Source organism: Pseudomonas sp. M5A4_2d (assembly GCF_053345295.1).
The window spans coordinates 222,924-239,872 of record NZ_JBKEZW010000011.1 but is presented as its reverse complement, the minus strand read 5'-3'; the positions used below and the strand labels follow the sequence as shown (position 1 = coordinate 239,872).

Here is a 16,949-nt window from a genome sequence, read left to right as displayed (position 1 = left end):
CTTTGGGGCTTTTCCAAAGTGACCCGCCGTAAGGGCGGAACCCATGTCAGCCGTGACCCAAACAACGGATATGTACTCAGCGCCCCCCCGACAACCACAGCACTCAACCCGTAAAAAAAGAGGTGTAGATACCTATGCCGCGATAGCGGTCTATCAGTCACATCACATGGATGGTAAATGCGAAGCCGTCATCGCAGGCAAGCCAGCTCCCACATGGAGAGAGGCCCGCCTGCCTGGCCGTTAGTTAATGCGCGGACCACCGCCGCCGGGTGCATGGGGTTGTGGTCTCTCCGGCGGCGCATCACTCGGCAAGCTTTTCGGCGGTGTGTTCGGGTCTTCGTAGTGCTTGTGCAAGTCCCCGTCCAGTCGGTTACTCGAGGAGCCACCTTTTTGCGGGGTCTCGTCAAAGTGTTCCCACTCCGATTGCTGGAAGCGAAAGATACTGTCGTCGGTCGGCGTGTCGCGGCCTTTGTAGTGGTGGATTTCGTAGTGGGCGTATTCGACCTTGTCGGCCCAGTTGTCCTGCAATAAACCGTCGCCGGCCAGGTCGCGGTACCAGTCGTTTTCTTTCTCGGTGGCTTTCTGTTTTTTGTTGTGGTCGACAAAGTAGCCGATGATCCCGCCGACTACCGCCAGCACCACACCCACCAGGAACAGCGGCCCGGTCAATGCCGCCGCCGTGCCCGCGCCAAACAGTGCGGCGGCGCCGAGCACCCCGGCCGATGCGCCGAACGCACCGCCCGCCACTTGCAGGCCACCCGCCGCCTGGGCCAGCGGGTCTTTGCTGTCGACCCCACTCTTGATCGCCAGGGCGCCCAACACGATATCGGCAAAACCCCCGACGATATCCGTGGCCGGGCCCAAGACCTTGATCACCGAACCGGCAATCTTCGCCGACTTGGACGCACCCAACTTGGCTGCGCCTGCTGCCGCCAGGCCGTCATCCAGGTGAGTGGCCAGGCCTTCGGTGGCCTCGGTGACGGCTTTGTCGCCCTCGCCAAACATTTTCGAGATGCCGTCGTACTGGCTGTCGGGCACGGCATCGAGGGCACTGGTAATCTTGGCTTTGACGTCGCTTGGCAGCTCGTTGACGCGAAACTCGAAGTTAGGCTCCTGCAGCCCGTTCTTGCCCCAAATCTCCGGCAAGGTCTTGTCCAGGCCGAGGAAGTCCACCAGGCCGCCTTTGCCCAAGGTCTCGCCGATCTTGTCGCCCAGGCGCACAAAGTGGCTGGAACCGCCGGCAAAGCTGAGGAAATCCTTGGCGATGGACATCCGCTGCGCCGGGGTTTCACCGAGCTTGCCGCCTTTGCCCACCAGTTGGTAAATCGCTGAAAACAGCGTCACGCCGGCGCCGAGGGAGCCAAGAATGCCCTTGCTGTTAAGGGTGTTGAAGACCTCGCCGAGCATGCCGCGATCGGCCACTGCGATATAGGGTTTGTTCAGTGCGCTTTTCAGGTCGGCTTCGCTGATGGAGCCGTTGTTCTTGTAGACCTCACCCAACTCTTCCAGGGCCTTGGTCACCCCGGCCGACTTTTCCTTGCCCTGCAAGCCTTCGTTGAGGAACTTCTCGAGGGTTTCCTGGGTACGGCGCGGCAGGTCGAGCAGGGTGCCTTTCAATACACCCTTGAGCAGGCCGAACAGGTCCTTGGTGGCCAGTTCCTTGTTCTCGTCGGAGATCTTGCTCGGGTCCGAAAGAATCGCATTGAGGTCGGTGGTCAAACCATCGGCCTGGATATTCTGCGCCGCTTTGCTGGCCGCTTCGGGATCGAACAGTGACAGCGAGGTCAGGGTGTCGCTCAGGTCTTTTTGCGCCTCGGAGGTCTTGCCCTGGTTTTGCAGGTCCTTGAGGTACAGCACGTAATCCGGGTTGGATGTGAGGTCCAGCAGCTTCTGCTTGATCTCGTCCTTGTTCGGCAGCTTGTTGATCGCGTCGTCCATCTTCGACTTGTAGTCGGCCTGCACGGTCGGGTCTTTGAACAGTTCGCCGATCTGCTGTTGCACGGCCTTGCCGTCGATGATGTCGTGCATGTCGGCCGAGGTCAGCTCGGTCTGCTTGTCATCGAACTCGCGCCAGGTGGTGTTGAACGGGCGCTTGGATTCTTCGTAGCCGGTGATGCCGTGGCCATTCTGGTAGGCGGCCTGGGCTTCCAGGGCGCGGACCAGCTTGGCCCGCGGGTCATCCTTGGGAATCGAGCCGTCTTTGACGCCGGCGCGGTAGGTGTCGATCAGTTGGGTGGTGGCCAGTTCGCTGACGCTCAGGGTTGGCGACTTGTCGTCTTTTTCATCGGCGTGCACGCCGGTGTCCATGTTCAGTACATCCAGGTCAGCCGACTTGGGCAGGTTGTGCTTCGTGCGGGTGTCGTCGACTGCGCCGGCACTGAAGGCGTCCCACTTGGCCTTGACGTCATCGTAGAGCTGCGGGCTCAGTTCCTTCGACACGATGACTTTGCCTTCGCTGGTCTCGTAGCGGATCAGGCCATCGCCCAGTTCATCGGGGGAACCAAAGGTGATGTCGGTATTTTTCAGGAAGTCATTCGGCCCCGCCAGCTTGTAGCCTTCGCTTTCGCTGGTGTGGATTTTGTCCCAGGTGTCATGCGCGGTGGCGACGCTCTTGAACAGCTCGGGGCTGACATTCGAGGACACCACCACCTTGGTGCCGTCATGGAGTTCGTAGGTGAGGATGCTGTCTTTCTGGTCGTTGTTCCAACTGAACGTCTTGTAGTCATTCAGGCCCGGCACTGGCGTGTTGGCGTCGGCCAGTGTCGCGCCGTTATTCAGTTCGCCTTCCACCACGGCCTTCTTGCCCGGGTCGGTATAGACCTCGTGCAGGCCGGCCAGATAGTCGAACAGCTTGGGGTTGTCATCACGGGCCACGACCATTTTCTGGCCGTTGCTTTCGAAGCGGATCAGCCCCGGGCCGACTTCATCGACCGGGCCGACGGTGGTGCCACCATACGGCGGCCACACTTCGTTATCGCTGGCGCGCTTGTAGCCGGCGTCTTCGCTGCTGGTGAGGCCGGTGAAACTCGCATAGTCGTCCTTGGCTTTCTGGAAGGCTTCGGGGTTGTCACGCTGGCTGATAACGACCTTGGTGCCGTCCTGGGTTTCATAGCGGATCACGCCGGGGCCGGTTTCATCGGGCGGGCCGAGGGATTTGTAATCGGCGAGTTTTTCCGGTGCCTTGCCGTCCGCGCCCAGGCTCTGGTAACCGGCGTTCTGGCTGGCAACCACGCCGGAGAGGGACTTGAAGTCTGCGCTGACTTGCTTGAACAGGTCCGGGCTGTCGTGCTCGCTGACGATAACCTTCTTGCCGTCCTGGGTCTCGTAACGAATCAGCCCCGGGCCCACTTCATCCGGCGGGCCGATGGCCTTGTAGTCAGACAGCGCAGGCGGCGGCGTGGCGTCCTTGGCCGCCAGTGCGTAGCCTTGTTGCTTGCTGGCATCGAGCCCCGATGGCGTCTTGTCCTGGGACTCGACTTTTTTGCTTGCACTGTTCTTGAGTAGCACATGGAACGCTGCGGCTGACTTAAGCGGCGTACCGGGAAGGGATTTGGGGTCGGACGAACGATCAAGGGGCTGGGTCGCCATGCCATGGAACTCCTGCTGTTGCCGGTGGGACTGAAAGGCAAAAACAGTAACAGCAGGGGTTCGGCACTCGCTGCGAAACGTTGTGAATTGCGCCCTAACGGTGACGCAGTGCGTGCGCCATGCGTTGCAGGCCTTCTTCGAGCATCGCCCGTGGGCAGCCGAAGTTCAGGCGTACAAACTGCTGGCTGTCATCGCCGAATTCGATGCCTGCGCTCAAGCCGACCTTGGCCTGTTCCAGGAAGAATTGCTGTGGGTCATCCAGGCCCAGGGCGCTGCAATCCAGCCAAGCCAGAAAGGTGCCCTGAGGGGCATGCATCACCACACCCGGCAAACGGGTTTGCACGGCATCGAGCAGATAGTCACGGTTGGCTTGCAGGTACTGCACCAGCGCGTCCAGCCAGTCGCTGCACTGGCTGTAGGCGGCGCGGGTGGCTTCCAGGCCCAGCGGGCTGACACTGTCGACCATGCCGCAGCGGGCATTATTGAAGCGCTCGCGCACCTCGGCGTTCTGCACCACGGCAAAGCAGGTCTTCAAGCCGGCCACGTTGTAGGCCTTGCTCGCCGACATCAGGGTGATGGTGCGCTGGGCGATCTCGGGGCTGAGGCTGGCGGTAGGGATGTGGCGGCGGCCATCGAAGCACAGTTCGGCATGGATTTCGTCGCTGATGATCAGCGCGCCGTTTTCCAGGCAGGCGTTGGCCACGGCGAGCAGTTCTTCGCGGGGGAAGACTTTGCCCATGGGGTTGTGCGGGTTGCTCAGCAACAGTGCACCGGCGCCGGTCAGTGCCTGGCGCATCGCGGGCATTGGTGTGATGTATTCGCCGTTGATCAGTTCGAACGGCACTTCGATACGCGGCAGGTTCCAGTGACCAGGCGCCAAGCGGATCGGCCGGTAATTGGGGGTTTGCAGCACCACCGGTTGGCCCGGTTGCACAAACGCATGCAGGGCCATATTGAAGCCGGGCTCGACGCCGGGCAGGAACAACAGCTCTTCAGGCTGCACGCGCCAGGCGTATTTGGCCCACAGGTCAGCGACGATGGCTTCGCGCACGTCCGGGCCGGCGACGCTGTAGCCAAGGATTTGCTGATCAAGGCGAGCATGCAGCGCGTGCAATATCGCGGGTGGCGCGGCGATATCCATGTCGGCGATCCACATCGGCAAGATGTCTTGCGGGTAGCGGCTCCACTTGGTGCTGCCGGTGCCGAGGCGGGGGTGGATCGTGTCGAAATCAAAGCTCATGGGCGGCTCGTATCAGAGAGGCAGGTGCAAGAATGGCGCTGATTCTAGCGCCATTAATTTTATAGGCCAGTGCTGATTGCCTGCGACAATTGTCGGTGTGCCTGTTCCACCGCCCGGGCGACCGCTTGTTCTCCGCGCACCATGGCGCCCAGGTAGACGAAATCCACGCTGTGGATGCCCACCGTCGACAGGATCGCGGTCAGATACGGTGTCAGGAAATCCGGCTCATGCCCCTTGCGTGAATTGCCGCAACTGACCAGCACAAACGTACGCCGATCCTTGAGCAACCCGACTTTTTCGAACTGTGCATTCACCGTGAAACTGCGATGAATACGCACCACATGGTCGATCCAGCCCTTGAGCGCCGCCGGCACGGTGAAATTGTGCACCGGGGTGCAGAGGATCAGCAGGTCACAGGCTTCCAGCTCGACGATCAACTGTTCCGACAACGCCGTCGCGTTGCCGCTTAAGCCGCCAGGCGTGGTGAGTGCATTCGCATACTCACGGGTCAGCGGCGGCAATGCCTGGCCACCGTAATCGCGCTCGATGATGTCGGCGCCCGGCACCACGTCATCCAGCAGCGCGCGGGCCAGCTTGAAGGTCTGCGTGGCCTTGCCGTGGGGGCTGAAGCTGAGTAACAGGGCGCGGGTCATTGGCTCAGGTCCTGGGAAAAATGCATGCCGCGCGGCAACAAGCCTTGACGGAAGTAGAAACGTTGGGCCAGGACCATATGCATGCCGGTGTCCAACACCAGGTAGCGATAACCCCGGGCGCGGGTTTCTTCGCGCACCCGCTCGAGCAGTTGCTCGCCCAGGCGTCGACGTTGCAAAGCCGCATCGACCACCAGGTCATCGACATAGATAAACCGCCCATAGAGGGTGTTTTCGGTCAGCCGGTAGCCGGCCAGGCCGATGACCCGGCCGTGCTCGCGCGCGGCCAGCAAGTGGTAGCCATTTTGGCGCTGGCGCTGGACTTGTTCCGCGAAGCTGATGGCGTCGGTCAGGTGCGGCCGCAGTTGCTGCATCAGCGCAAAGCTGGCGATGCAGTCGGCCTCGGTTTCCATCGGCACGAATTCGACGTGCTCATTCATCGTTGAGGTTCTCCTGATGGGCCTTGACCGCCGTCGGCACTTTGCGAAAGCTGATGGCGACGCGGTTCAAGGCGTTCATCAGGGAAATGGCCAGGGTCAGGTCAGCGACTTCCTTCTCGCTGAACATTGCCGCCACGCTGACGTAATCCGCTTGCGGCACCTGGGTTTGCGCGACCTGGGTGACCACCTCGGCCCAGGCCAGGGCGGCACGTTCACGCGCGGTGAACAGCGGCAATGCTTCGTGCCAGGCCGCCAGCAGCATGATTTTTTCCAGGCTCACGCCTTGCTTGAGCAGGTCGCGGGAATGGGAGTCCAGGCAATAAGCGCAGCCGTTGAGTTGCGAGACCCGCAGGTACACCAGTTCAATCAATTCTTTCTCCAGGCCGCAGCCATGGATATAGCTGTGGACTGATCCCAGGGCTTTGTAACCTGCAGGGGCGGCTTTGGCGTAATCGAGACGGTGTTTCATGGGCGATCCTTGTTTGCGTAAGGGATGCGCCATTTTCGGTGGCGGCACGGCCGCTCAACAGGGGCATGATTGGACAAGTGGGTTGGGACATGATCAGACTCCGCTTTGTCATTCTGCCGAGCCTGTTTGCGATGTCGTCACTGCCCAAATACCAGGAAATCTACCGCCGCTTTCGTCTGGCCATTGATCAGGGTCAGCTTGGCCCGGGTGATCGCGTGCCGTCGGTGCGCAGCCTTGCGCTGGAACTCAAGGTGGCGCGGGGAACGGTGGAAGCGGCTTATCAACTGTTGGTCAGTGAGGGTTTCTTTGAGGCGCGGGGGCAGGCGGGCACCGTCATTTCCAGGGCATTGCCGCAGGTTGCGATGAAACCGCAGCCGGCCGCACTGCCGCAGGCCTCGGCAACCCCGGCGTTGCAAATGGGGCAGCCGGCGCTGGATGCGTTCCCGCGCAAACTGTGGGCACGACTGGTCACCCGGCAGGTGCGCCGCACCGATGCCGACAGCCTGGGTATGGGCGACGTGCGTGGCGCTCAGGCGTTGCGTGTGGCGATTGCCAGCTATCTGGCGTTGTACCGGGGCGTGGAATGTACGCCACAGCAGGTATTTGTGTGCTCAGGCTATGCGGGGTGCCTGACGCTGGTGTGCGATGCGCTGCAGATGGCGGGGCAGCGTTGCTGGTATGAAGACCCGGGTTATCTGCACGCACGGCAGTTGTTGATCCATCAAGGTGTTGAGCTGGTGCCGGTGCCGGTGGATCGGGATGGACTGGATGTCGGGCAGGGCATCCAGCGTGATCGGCAGGCGCGACTGGCGGTCGTGACCCCGGCCCATCAGAGCCCCCTGGGCGTGGCGTTGAGCTGGGCGCGGCGGCAGGCTTTGCTGGCCTGGGCGCAGGAGCAGGGCAGTTGGGTGGTAGAGGATGATTACGACAGTGAGTTTCGCTACCAGGGGCAGCCGTTGGCGGCGCTCAAGAGTCAGGATATGCACGACCGGGTGATCCATGTCGGGAGCTTCAGCAAAATGCTGTTTCCGGGGTTGCGCCTGGGCTATCTGGTGGTGCCCGCGCAGCTGGTGGAGGCCTTCGAGCACAGCGCCCACGCGTTGCAACAGCGCAGTGCGCAGTTATTGCAGCTGACGGCGGCGGATTTTCTGGAACAGGGCCATTTCACCCGACACCTGAAAAAGATGCGCCTGTTGTATGCGCAGCGCCGAGGGTTTTTAGTGGAGGCGTTGCGCGTGCATTGCGCTGCGTTTTTGCGCGTGGATGAGCAAGCCGGGGGGATAAATCTGTTGGCGCGGTTGGTGGTGGCGGTGCCGGATCACGTTGTCGCCGAGGCGGCGAATCGCGAAGGCCTTGCACTTCAAGCGTTGTCGCAGTGGATGCTTGAACCGGCGCGCGAGCAAGGCTTGTTGATGGGCTTCACCAATGTCGTAACAGCGCAGCAGGCGACGGATGTGGCCCTGAAATTGTCCGGCATTCTACAGGCCTGCCTCAATCCAAAGAGGGGGGCGGGCTTGCTCGACAAAGCAGGGAACCCGTCGGGCCGCCCGTGATTGAAAGATCGCATCGCGAGCAAGCCCGCGGCCACATTTGTCGGTGTTCGGCTTATAAACCCTGGCTGGCGCGAATCAAGTCATACGCCTTGCGCGCAATCGGATTCGCTGTATTCGGCCGAATCCACAAGTAATAGGTCACCTCCGGCAGTCGCGGCAACCCATCCGTTTCCCCGAGCACGCGCATATCCGGCCCCAACATCTCCATGCTGCGCGGCGTTACGCCCAGGCCTGCGCGGGTTGCGGCCTTGATGCCGATCAGGTTCGACGCCAGGTACGCCTGCCGCCAGGGAATATTTGCCCGTTCCAACGCCTCCAGCGCGTAGCGCCGGTAGATGCTTGGCTCATCCACCAGAATCAACGGCAGCGGTTCACCGGGCTGGTGAATGTACTGCGCCGAACAAATCCACCACACCGGCGAGGTGCGCAACGCAAACCCCTCAAGATTCGGGTCGGAGCGGGTGGAAATCACCATGTCGACCTTGCCCCGGTGCAGGTCATCCATCAAAAACGGGCTGCGCCCCACGTCGATCTCCAGGCGCAGTCGCGGGGCCGAGCGGGCGATGTGGCTCAGGATGGGCGGCAGAATGGTGTCGGCGATGTCGTGGGGCGAACCGATACGCAGCACCCCGCTCAAGCTGCTTTCGCGCAGGGAGTTCAACGCGTCATCATTCAGCGAGAGCATCTGCCGCGCATGGTGCAACAGTTGCAAACCCGGCTCGGTCAGTTGTTTTTGGCGGCCGCGCTTTTCGAACAGGCTCACGCCCACTTGCTGCTCCAGGCGCTGCATGTGCTGGGTCACGGACGATTGGGTACGCGCCAGGTGCGTGCCGGCTTCGGCAAAGCTGTGGTGATCGACCACGGCGATAAATGTGCGCAGGAGCTCTAAATCAAGGGTCGACATGGCCATTTCCAAGGGCGGCTTTATATCAAGGGTGCGAAGTTAAACATTACATATTTTAATGTGTTGTCGGGCATGTTTTTTAAAAAGACCAATAAATAATGGGTTATGCCTGAATGAAAGGCGGTGCTTACACTGCAAGTTATAACGATATGAGATATTTGCATTTCCGTTGCCACCGCACTCTCCCTAGCATGCCCCTCCATCAGGTCGGGGTACGCCGACCATTCGCCAGGGGGAAGTCCAATGATGTTCAAGAAATGGTTGCCGGTGGCCCTGGGATCGATGATCGCCTTGGGCGCCAGTGCGGCGGCCCAGGCCGATGCGACACTGGACAAAATCGAGCAGCGCCATGTGCTGGTGGTCGGCGTGTTGTTGTCCGGCGGGCCGTTCGGCAGCATTGATCCCGCCACGCAGAAGCCCAAGGGCTTGAACGTGGACCTGGCTAACGAACTGGGGCGTCAGCTCAAGGCCGATGTGCAATTGGTGCCGGTGTTGCCCGCCAACCGCGTGCAGTTTCTGCAGCAAGGCAAGGTTGACCTGCTGATTGCCAATATGGAATGGACCGCCGAGCGCGGCGAAATCCTTGGCTTTGTGCCAACGCCGTTCTATCGCGTCGGCGGCACTGCGGCGGTGCTCAAAGACAGCAAGATCACCCGTTGGGAAGACCTCAGCGGCCAACCCGTGTGCACCTCTCAAGGCAGCAGCTACGTCAAGCCGCTGACCGAGTTCGGCGCCCAGATCAAGGCGTTCAAGAGCTCGTCCGAATCGCTGCTGGCCCTGCGCGGCAACAACTGCGTCGCGGCGGTGCATGACTCCACCCTGATCAACCCACTGATCAACGACGGCGCCGAATGGAAGGACTACCGCGCCCTCAGCCCGGAGCTCAACCCGGCGCCGTCGGTGATCTGGACCCGTCGCGGCGAAGGCGATACCCAGGCCAGGCTCGACCCGATCGTCAAGGAACTGCACCGCAGCGGCTGGCTGATCGAAGCCCAGACGCGCAACCGCATCAGCCCGGCGTCGCCAGCGCTGGTGGAGTTGCAACAACAGTTCAAGGGCGCTTGAGATGAATCTGAAAACCCTGACCGCACTCGGCCTGGCCCTGTGCGCCGGCTTCGCCCACGCCGATGCCACCCTCGACAAAATCCAGCAACGCCACGCCATCAGCGTCGGCGTGATCCTCAGCGGCCCGCCGTTCGGCACTATCGACCCCAAGACCGGCGAGCACCTGGGCTACAACGTCGAACTGGCCAAGGGCATTGGCCAGGCGCTGGGCGTGGAGACCAGGACGGTCTCGGTACTGGCGCCCAACCGCGTGCAGTTCCTGCAACAGGGCAAGGTCGACATCTTGATCGCCAATATGCAATTCACCGAAGAGCGTGCTGACATCCTCGACTACGTGCCCACACCGTACGAGGAAGTCGGCGGTGCGGCGTTGATTCGCAAGGGCGCCGGCATCACGCAATGGGCCGACCTCAAGGACAAGCCGGTGTGCGTGTCCCAGGGCAGCAACTTCATCAAGCCGCTGCAGGAAACCTACGGCGCGCAGATCAAGGCGTTCCGCAGCCAGTCCGAATCGTTGTTGTCGCTGCGCGGCAACGGTTGCGTGGCCGCCGTACACGTCAGTCCGACCATGCATGCGCTGCTCAATGAAGCCGAATGGGACGGTTACGAAATCCCCTTGCCGGGTGATTTGATCCCGTCGAAGTCGGTGATCTGGATTCGCAAGGGCGAACACGACACCCAGGCCAAGCTCGATGCCATCGTGCGTGACTGGCATAAAACCGGATTTCTGATTGCCCTCGGCGAGCGCACCGGTATGGCGCCGTCCCAGGCCCTGCGGGATTTGCACGAGCAGTACAGCCATGAGTGAAGCGCTTTTTGCCACCTTGCAACAACTGCTCGGCGCGCCCCATGTGCAAACCAGCGAAGAAGCGGCGCCGTACCTCATTGACAAGCAAGGGCGCTACACCGGCCAGGTAATCGCGGCAGTGCACCCGGCCAATACCGATGAAGTGGCGGCGGTGGTGCGTGCCTGCGTGGCCTTGAGCGCGCCCATCGTGGTGCAGGGCGGCAACACCGGTCTGATGGCCGGCGCCACGCCGGACGCCAGCGGGCGCTCGGTGTTGCTGTTGCTCGACCGCATGGACCGCGTACGCACTGTCGATACCGACAACGACACCCTCACGGTGGAAGCCGGCTGCATCCTGCAGAACATCCAGGACGTGGCGCGCGATGCCGATCGCTTGTTCCCGTTGAGCCTCGGCGCCGAAGGCAGTTGCACCATCGGCGGCAACCTCGGCACCAATGCCGGCGGCACAGCGGTATTGCGTTACGGCAATACCCGCGAGCTGACCCTGGGCCTGGAGGTGGTGACTGCCGAAGGCGAGATCTGGCATGGCCTGCGCGGTTTGCGCAAGGACAACACCGGCTACGACTTGCGCGATTTATACATCGGCAGCGAAGGTACGCTGGGGATTATCACCGCAGCCACCTTAAAGCTGTTCCCGTTGCCAAAAGCCCAGGCTACGGCGCTATTAGCCTTTGATGAACTGGCCCAGGCGGTGGCGTTTTTGTCCCATGCCCGCGCCGGCTTTGGCGCCAACCTGACGGCCTTTGAACTGCTGACAGCTGATTGCCTTGCGTTGTTGCGCGAACAATTTCCGGACGGTCCGCAGCCTTTTAAAACGGCGAGCCAGCCCTGGTTTGCGTTGATTGAACTCTCGGATAACCACGGCGAAAGCCACGCTCGCGAGGCCTTCGAACGGGTGCTCGGCGATGCCTTCGAGCAGCAACTGCTCAGTGACGCCTTGATCGCCGAGAGCCTGGCGCAAAGCGAGGCGCTGTGGCTGCTGCGCGAGAACATGAGCGAGGCGCAGAAGCGCGCCGGGCGCAACATGAAGCACGATATCTCGGTGCCGATTTCCCAGGTTGTGGCCTTCGTTGCCAACACCGACGCGCTGCTGCAACAGCATTTCCCCGGCGTGCGCAACTTCACCTTCGGCCACCTGGGCGACGGCAACCTGCATTACAACGTGGCACACCCATTGGATTCGACGGTGGACGCACACATGGCTCACTACGCCGAGTTAAGCGCGTTGGTGCATGACAGCGCCCATGCCCACGGCGGCTCGATCAGTGCCGAGCATGGCATCGGTCAGCGCAAGGTCGGCCTGCTCAGCCGCTACAAGAGCCCGGTGGAGCTGGACCTGATGCGCCGCATCAAGCAGGCGCTTGACCCGCTCAACCTGCTCAACCCGGGCAAAGTCCTTGAGGTGCAGCCATGACCGTACGTTTGTCCAAACGCGTGCAGCGCGTGTCGCTGTCGGCCAACGCCGCGGCCAAATCCCGCGCCACCGAATTGCGTGACACTGGCCGCGATATCCTCGATCTCACCACCGGCGAGCCGGATTTCGACACCCCGGAACACATCAAGCAAGCCGCCTACACCGCCATCGCGGCGGGCGCCACCAAGTACACGCCGACGCCGGGCGTAAAGGCGCTGCGCCTGGCTGTGCAACGCAAACTGGCCGGGGAAAATCACCTGGACTACCCACTGGCGTCCATCGTGATTGCCAACGGCGCCAAGCAAATCATCTTCAATGCTTTCGCCGCCACCTTGGATGAAGGCGATCAAGTGTTGGTGCCGACGCCTTACTGGCCGTCATTTCCGGACAGCGTGCGCTTCAACGGCGGCGAACCGGTGTTCATCGAATGTGGGCTGGAGCAGGGCTGCAAGTTGCTCCCGGCCGAGTTGCAACAACACATCACTGAGCGCACGCGCTGGTTGATTCTGAATGGCCCGGGCAACCCCAGCGGTGCGGTCTACAGCGACACCGAATTGCAGGCGTTGGCCGAGGTGCTACGTCGCCATCCCCAGGTGCTGATCCTGCTGGATGAACTGTACGAGCACATCCGCTTCGATGGTCGCCCGGCCCAGAGTCTGCTGAACGTCGCGCCGGACCTGCAGGACCGTTGCCTGCTGGTCGGCGGTGTGTCCAAGACCTACGCCATGACCGGCTGGCGCATCGGCTTCGGTGCCGGGCCGAAAACCCTGACCGATGCGATGGCTGTGGTGCAATCCCAGTCCACCTCTGGCGCATCATCGGTGGGGCAGGCGGCCGCGTTGGCCGCTTATAACGGCGGGCTGGACTTCCTCGCTGAGCAGGTCGCGGCTTACCAGTTGCGGCGAGACATTTTGGTCACGGCCCTTAACGGTGTCGAGGGCCTGGAAGTCCTTGAGCCTCAGGGCGGCTTCTTTGTATTCGTGCGTTGCGCCGGGCTGCTGGGGCGCCGCCGCCCGGACGGCCAGCGCGTGGACAACGACGGCGATGTGGTCGCCTGGCTGCTGGAGGAGGGCGTAGCCGGTGTGGCGGGCAGTGCCTATGGCCTGTCGCCGTGGTTTCGCTTGTCCATCGCCACGGCGACCGACAGCGTGGCCGAGGCCGGGCGGCGTATCGCGGCAGCCTGCGGAAAATTGCGATGATGGAGCTTTTCGTCCATTGGGCCGCAGGCTTTGGCCTGAACTACACCTTCCTGCTGGACGCCTACCAGCGTGGCAGCCTGGTACAAGGCGCGCTGACCACCGGCCTGTTGTGCCTGTTCACGATCATAGGCAGCCTGCTGGCGGGTATCAGCCTGGCCGCGATGCTCACATGCGGCAACCCGTGGCTGGCCAAGCCGGCGCGGGTGTTTGTCGAGGTCACGCGCAATACGCCGACGCTGGTGCAGCTGTATTGCGCGTTCCTGGTGCTGAACATGTTGCTGACCCAGGCGGTCGGCGCGGCCAACCCGCTGACGCCGTTTGCCTGGGTGGTGATTGTGATCTCCCTGCACAAAGGCGCGTTCCATGCCGAGGCCTTGCGCGCCGGGATCGAAGCGGTGCCCGCCGTCACACTTGAAGCAGCCAGTTCCCTGGCGTTCAGCAGCCGTCAGTTGCTTTGGAATGTGCAGTTGCCCCTGGCGGTGCGCTTTGCCTTGCCGTCGCTGATCAACAACCTGATCGACCTGGTGAAGATGACCGCCGTGGCCTCCGCGATCGCGGTGGGCGACATCACCTACGCCGCGATCATGATCTGGACCCAGAGCGACAACGTGCTGGAACTGATGATCCTGATCCTGAGTTTCTTCGGCCTGCTGAGTTTTATCGTCAATTGTGTGGGGCGCTGGCTGGAAGCGCGCCTGAGGATGCCCGGCTATGGCCATTGATTCATTTCCGGTGCTGTCGGCGTTGTGGCAGTGGTCACCGGCGCTGGTGGCGGGCTTCGGCCAGAACATCCTGATCAGCCTGTTGGCGATTGCCATCGGCTCGTTGCTCGGCCTGTTGATCGGTGCGCTGGCGTTATCGCCGGTGGGGATTGTTGCGCGACTGTGGGTGCAGGTGTTTCGCAATGCGCCGTGGCTGGTGCTGATCTATTTCACCACCTACGTGTTCCCGTTCGAAATTCATATTGGCAGCAGTTACGTGTCGTTTCCCGACTGGGTCAAGGTGACCATCGGCCTGGCCTTGCCGGCGAGTGCCAACGTCGCGGAGATCTTCCGGGGTGCCATCGGTTCGATTCCCAGCACCCAGTGGGAAGCCGCACGCTCGCTGGCGTTTACCCGCGGGCAGCTGTTCCGTTCGATCATCCTGCCGCAGTGCTTCAAGCGCATGTTGCCGCCGTGGATGAACCTGTATGCGGTGGTCACCATGGGCACGGCGCTGGCGTCACTGGTGGGTGTGCATGACGTGATCGACACCGCGCAGATCGCCAGCAATACCGTGAACCTGACCGGTTTTACCGTGGTGATCTATCTGAGCCTGCTGGTGTTGTTCTTCGCCTATTGCTACCCGATTTCCCGTCTCACCCAACACCTGGAGCGCCGTTATGCCTTCTATTGAACCCCTGGTGAGCCTGCGGGATATCCATCTGTCATTCGGCAGCAACCCGGTGCTCAAGGGCATCGACCTGGAGGTGCACCGGGGTCAAGCGGTCTCGATTATCGGCCCGTCGGGTTCGGGTAAGTCCACCATTCTGCGTTGCATTACGGGGTTGTTGCAGCCGCAACGCGGCACCATTCGTGTGGGTGACACCCGTGTGGACACCCTGACTCAGGAAACCCAGCGTATCGAGTTGCGCAAGCGCGTCGGCTTTGTGTTCCAGCAATACAACCTGTTCCCGCATTTATCCGTTTTGGAAAACCTGGTGATTGCGCCGCGCAAAGTGTTGGGCCGCAACCGTGCAGACGCCGAGAAAGACGCACGAGCGCTGTTGGCCAAAGTGCGCATGGAGCACAAGGCCGACGCCTATCCGGGCCAGTTGTCCGGCGGCCAGCAGCAGCGCGTGGCGATTGCCCGTGCCCTGGCAATGCGCCCGGAGCTGATCCTGTTCGATGAAGTGACCTCGGCGCTGGACCCGGAAACCGTCGGTGAAGTGCTGACGGTGATCCGCGAGCTGACCGAAGAGGGCATGACCTGCGTGCTGGTCACCCATGAAATGCGCTTCGCCGAAGAGATCAGTGACTTGGTGTACTTCACTGAAAACGGCGTGATTGTCGAGCACGGCAGCGCAGCCCATATTTTCCAGAACCCGAGCAGCGAACGCACCCAGACGTTCCTGCGTCATGCCCTGGGCGATTCGGGGCGCCGTGGCCCGATCGCCCACGACCCGTACCTGTTGACCAATTTGAGCCGTTACAGCCTGTCAGTCTGATAAGAGGAATACCGTCATGAGTAGCGTAAACCGTGCCGCCGTTATCGAGGCGTTTTTGCAGCAGATTCGCGTCATCAACCAGCGCGGCGTAGACCGTGCGGCCCTGGTGGAAATCGTCAGCCTGCTGGAAAACCTGGCTGAGCGTCGCGACCTGTTCAACTTCGACGAATTTCCCGCGCCGGTGCCAGGGCAGGGCAGCACAGCGTTTCGCTATCGTTTGAATGACGACGGTGACACCCCGACGCTGTACCTCAACTCGCTGTTGCCAGGCAAAAGCACGATCGCGCATAACCACGAGACCTGGGCAATCATCAGTGCGATCGAAGGGCAGGAAATCAATTACGTCTACGCGCGCAATGACGAGGGCCGTGAGCCGGGGTTCACCACCCTGACCCTTGAGAAAGAGGTGATTGTGCAGCCGGGCACGTCCATCTCGTTTCTCGGTGCAGACCTGCACGGTATTCGTGTCGAAGGCGAGCAGGCGACCTTGCATTTCCACCTCTACGGCTTGCCGCTGGAATCGCTGAACGGCCGGTACGGCGTGGAAGCTGACGGTCGCATCCTCAATTACAACGCCTCGCAGATGGCGCCGTCGATCAAGGCCTATTTGTAAGCACGCCAACGATCAAATGTGGGCGGGGGCTTGCTCCCGAAAGCATCGGGTCAGACACATCAGCATTGCCTGATACACCGCATTCGCGAGCAAGCCCGCTCCCACATTGGGTGCAGCGTTCATCCCAGGGGTTTTTATGATTGATCTGTATTACTGGCCAACGGGCAACGGCCTCAAAGTCGGCATCCTGTTGGAAGAGTTGGGGCTTGAATACCGCCTGCTGCCGGTGAATATCCGCGAAGGCGAGCAAAAGCAGGCGAGCTTCCAGCGCATCAGCGCGAATGGGCGGATTCCGGCCATTGTCGACCATCGCACCGAAACGCCGCTGAGCCTGTTTGAGTCCGGGGCGATCCTCAATTACCTGGCTGACAGCGCCGGGAAATTCCTGCCGCCGGCCGGGAGTGCCGCGCGGCAAAAGGTGCAGGAATGGCTGTTCTGGCAGGTCGGGCATATCACCCCGTACCTGAGCCAGTTGCAGCTCTTCAAGGAGAAGGCGCCGGAGCCGATTCCGTTCGCCCTCGACCTGCTGAATGCCGAGGCCACGCGCCTCTATGGCGTGCTCGAACAGCGCCTGGCCGAGGTGCCGTATGTGGCCGGTGAATACTCGGTGGCGGATATGGCGATCTTTCCGTGGATTCAGCCGCTGCGCCAGGGCCAGGCATTGGCGGACTACCCACATATCCAGGCCTGGCGCCTGCGCATCAAAGCGCGGCCGGCGGTGCAGCGGGCCTATGCCAAGGGGCTCGAAGTGGCACCCGGCGAGCGCTCGTTGGCGTTGCAGTAACTCTTTTCTTAACTTG

16 protein-coding genes are annotated in these 16,949 nt (G+C 61.7%); 10 read left to right on the top strand and 6 right to left on the bottom strand.

Annotation, left to right across the window (positions count from 1 at the left end; translation table 11 throughout):
- Positions 1-240: 240 nt before the first annotated feature.
- The 5 genes from ACLBW8_RS24320 to ACLBW8_RS24300 form a co-directional block, all read right to left on the bottom strand.
- Positions 241-3,588: a hypothetical protein gene (locus ACLBW8_RS24320; protein WP_447806490.1), complete on the bottom strand. Its 3,348-nt coding sequence runs from the start codon at positions 3,586-3,588 to the stop codon at positions 241-243.
- Between the two features lie 94 nt (positions 3,589-3,682).
- On the bottom strand, positions 3,683-4,828 hold the full coding sequence (locus tag ACLBW8_RS24315) for a MalY/PatB family protein (protein ID WP_128591270.1): 1,146 nt from the start codon (positions 4,826-4,828) through the stop codon (positions 3,683-3,685).
- A gap of 59 nt (positions 4,829-4,887) precedes the next feature.
- Positions 4,888-5,481, bottom strand: coding sequence for an FMN-dependent NADH-azoreductase (locus ACLBW8_RS24310; protein WP_447806489.1), 594 nt, complete (start codon positions 5,479-5,481; stop codon positions 4,888-4,890).
- The gene (locus ACLBW8_RS24305; RefSeq protein WP_447806488.1) at positions 5,478-5,918 is read right to left on the bottom strand and encodes an N-acetyltransferase family protein; all 441 of its coding nucleotides are present in this window, start codon (positions 5,916-5,918) and stop codon (positions 5,478-5,480) included. The genes ACLBW8_RS24310 and ACLBW8_RS24305 overlap by 4 nt, the downstream gene beginning before the upstream one ends.
- Entirely contained in the window at positions 5,911-6,387 is a 477-nt protein-coding gene (locus tag ACLBW8_RS24300) for a carboxymuconolactone decarboxylase family protein (RefSeq protein ID WP_064452243.1), read from the bottom strand. Before ACLBW8_RS24300 ends, ACLBW8_RS24305 begins: the two co-directional genes overlap by 8 nt.
- A gap of 131 nt (positions 6,388-6,518) precedes the next feature.
- On the opposite strand from ACLBW8_RS24300, the gene pdxR reads away from it, so the two are divergent.
- Entirely contained in the window at positions 6,519-7,940 is a 1,422-nt protein-coding gene (gene pdxR / locus ACLBW8_RS24295) for a MocR-like pyridoxine biosynthesis transcription factor PdxR (protein ID WP_447806494.1), read from the top strand.
- Between the two features lie 52 nt (positions 7,941-7,992).
- Here pdxR and ACLBW8_RS24290 read toward each other — a convergent pair whose 3' ends face one another.
- Complete coding sequence (locus ACLBW8_RS24290; RefSeq protein ID WP_447806487.1) at positions 7,993-8,844, bottom strand: LysR substrate-binding domain-containing protein; 852 nt, start codon at positions 8,842-8,844, stop codon at positions 7,993-7,995.
- Between the two features lie 243 nt (positions 8,845-9,087).
- Between ACLBW8_RS24290 and ACLBW8_RS24285 the strand changes: the two genes are divergently transcribed.
- The 9 genes from ACLBW8_RS24285 to ACLBW8_RS24245 all read left to right on the top strand — a co-directional run bounded on the left by ACLBW8_RS24285 (position 9,088) and on the right by ACLBW8_RS24245 (position 16,933).
- Positions 9,088-9,909, top strand: coding sequence for a transporter substrate-binding domain-containing protein (locus tag ACLBW8_RS24285; RefSeq protein ID WP_447806486.1), 822 nt, complete (start codon positions 9,088-9,090; stop codon positions 9,907-9,909).
- 1 nt (position 9,910) lies between these two features.
- The gene (locus ACLBW8_RS24280) at positions 9,911-10,717 is read left to right on the top strand and encodes a transporter substrate-binding domain-containing protein (RefSeq protein WP_262667834.1); all 807 of its coding nucleotides are present in this window, start codon (positions 9,911-9,913) and stop codon (positions 10,715-10,717) included.
- Positions 10,710-12,131, top strand: a complete 1,422-nt coding sequence (locus tag ACLBW8_RS24275) for an FAD-binding oxidoreductase (protein WP_447806485.1) — start codon at positions 10,710-10,712, stop codon at positions 12,129-12,131. Before ACLBW8_RS24280 ends, ACLBW8_RS24275 begins: the two co-directional genes overlap by 8 nt.
- Complete coding sequence (locus ACLBW8_RS24270) at positions 12,128-13,330, top strand: aminotransferase class I/II-fold pyridoxal phosphate-dependent enzyme (RefSeq protein WP_447806484.1); 1,203 nt, start codon at positions 12,128-12,130, stop codon at positions 13,328-13,330. The genes ACLBW8_RS24275 and ACLBW8_RS24270 overlap by 4 nt, the downstream gene beginning before the upstream one ends.
- Positions 13,327-14,052 (top strand): amino acid ABC transporter permease, encoded by a 726-nt coding sequence (locus ACLBW8_RS24265; protein WP_064452249.1) that lies wholly within the window; start codon positions 13,327-13,329, stop codon positions 14,050-14,052. Before ACLBW8_RS24270 ends, ACLBW8_RS24265 begins: the two co-directional genes overlap by 4 nt.
- Complete coding sequence (locus tag ACLBW8_RS24260) at positions 14,042-14,725, top strand: amino acid ABC transporter permease (RefSeq protein WP_064452250.1); 684 nt, start codon at positions 14,042-14,044, stop codon at positions 14,723-14,725. Before ACLBW8_RS24265 ends, ACLBW8_RS24260 begins: the two co-directional genes overlap by 11 nt.
- Positions 14,712-15,536, top strand: coding sequence for an amino acid ABC transporter ATP-binding protein (locus tag ACLBW8_RS24255; protein WP_069553395.1), 825 nt, complete (start codon positions 14,712-14,714; stop codon positions 15,534-15,536). The genes ACLBW8_RS24260 and ACLBW8_RS24255 overlap by 14 nt, the downstream gene beginning before the upstream one ends.
- A gap of 16 nt (positions 15,537-15,552) precedes the next feature.
- Entirely contained in the window at positions 15,553-16,149 is a 597-nt protein-coding gene (locus ACLBW8_RS24250) for a cysteine dioxygenase family protein (RefSeq protein ID WP_069553396.1), read from the top strand.
- Positions 16,150-16,285: 136 nt separating this feature from the next.
- Positions 16,286-16,933 (top strand): glutathione S-transferase family protein, encoded by a 648-nt coding sequence (locus tag ACLBW8_RS24245; RefSeq protein WP_447806483.1) that lies wholly within the window; start codon positions 16,286-16,288, stop codon positions 16,931-16,933.
- Positions 16,934-16,949: the final 16 nt, after the last annotated feature.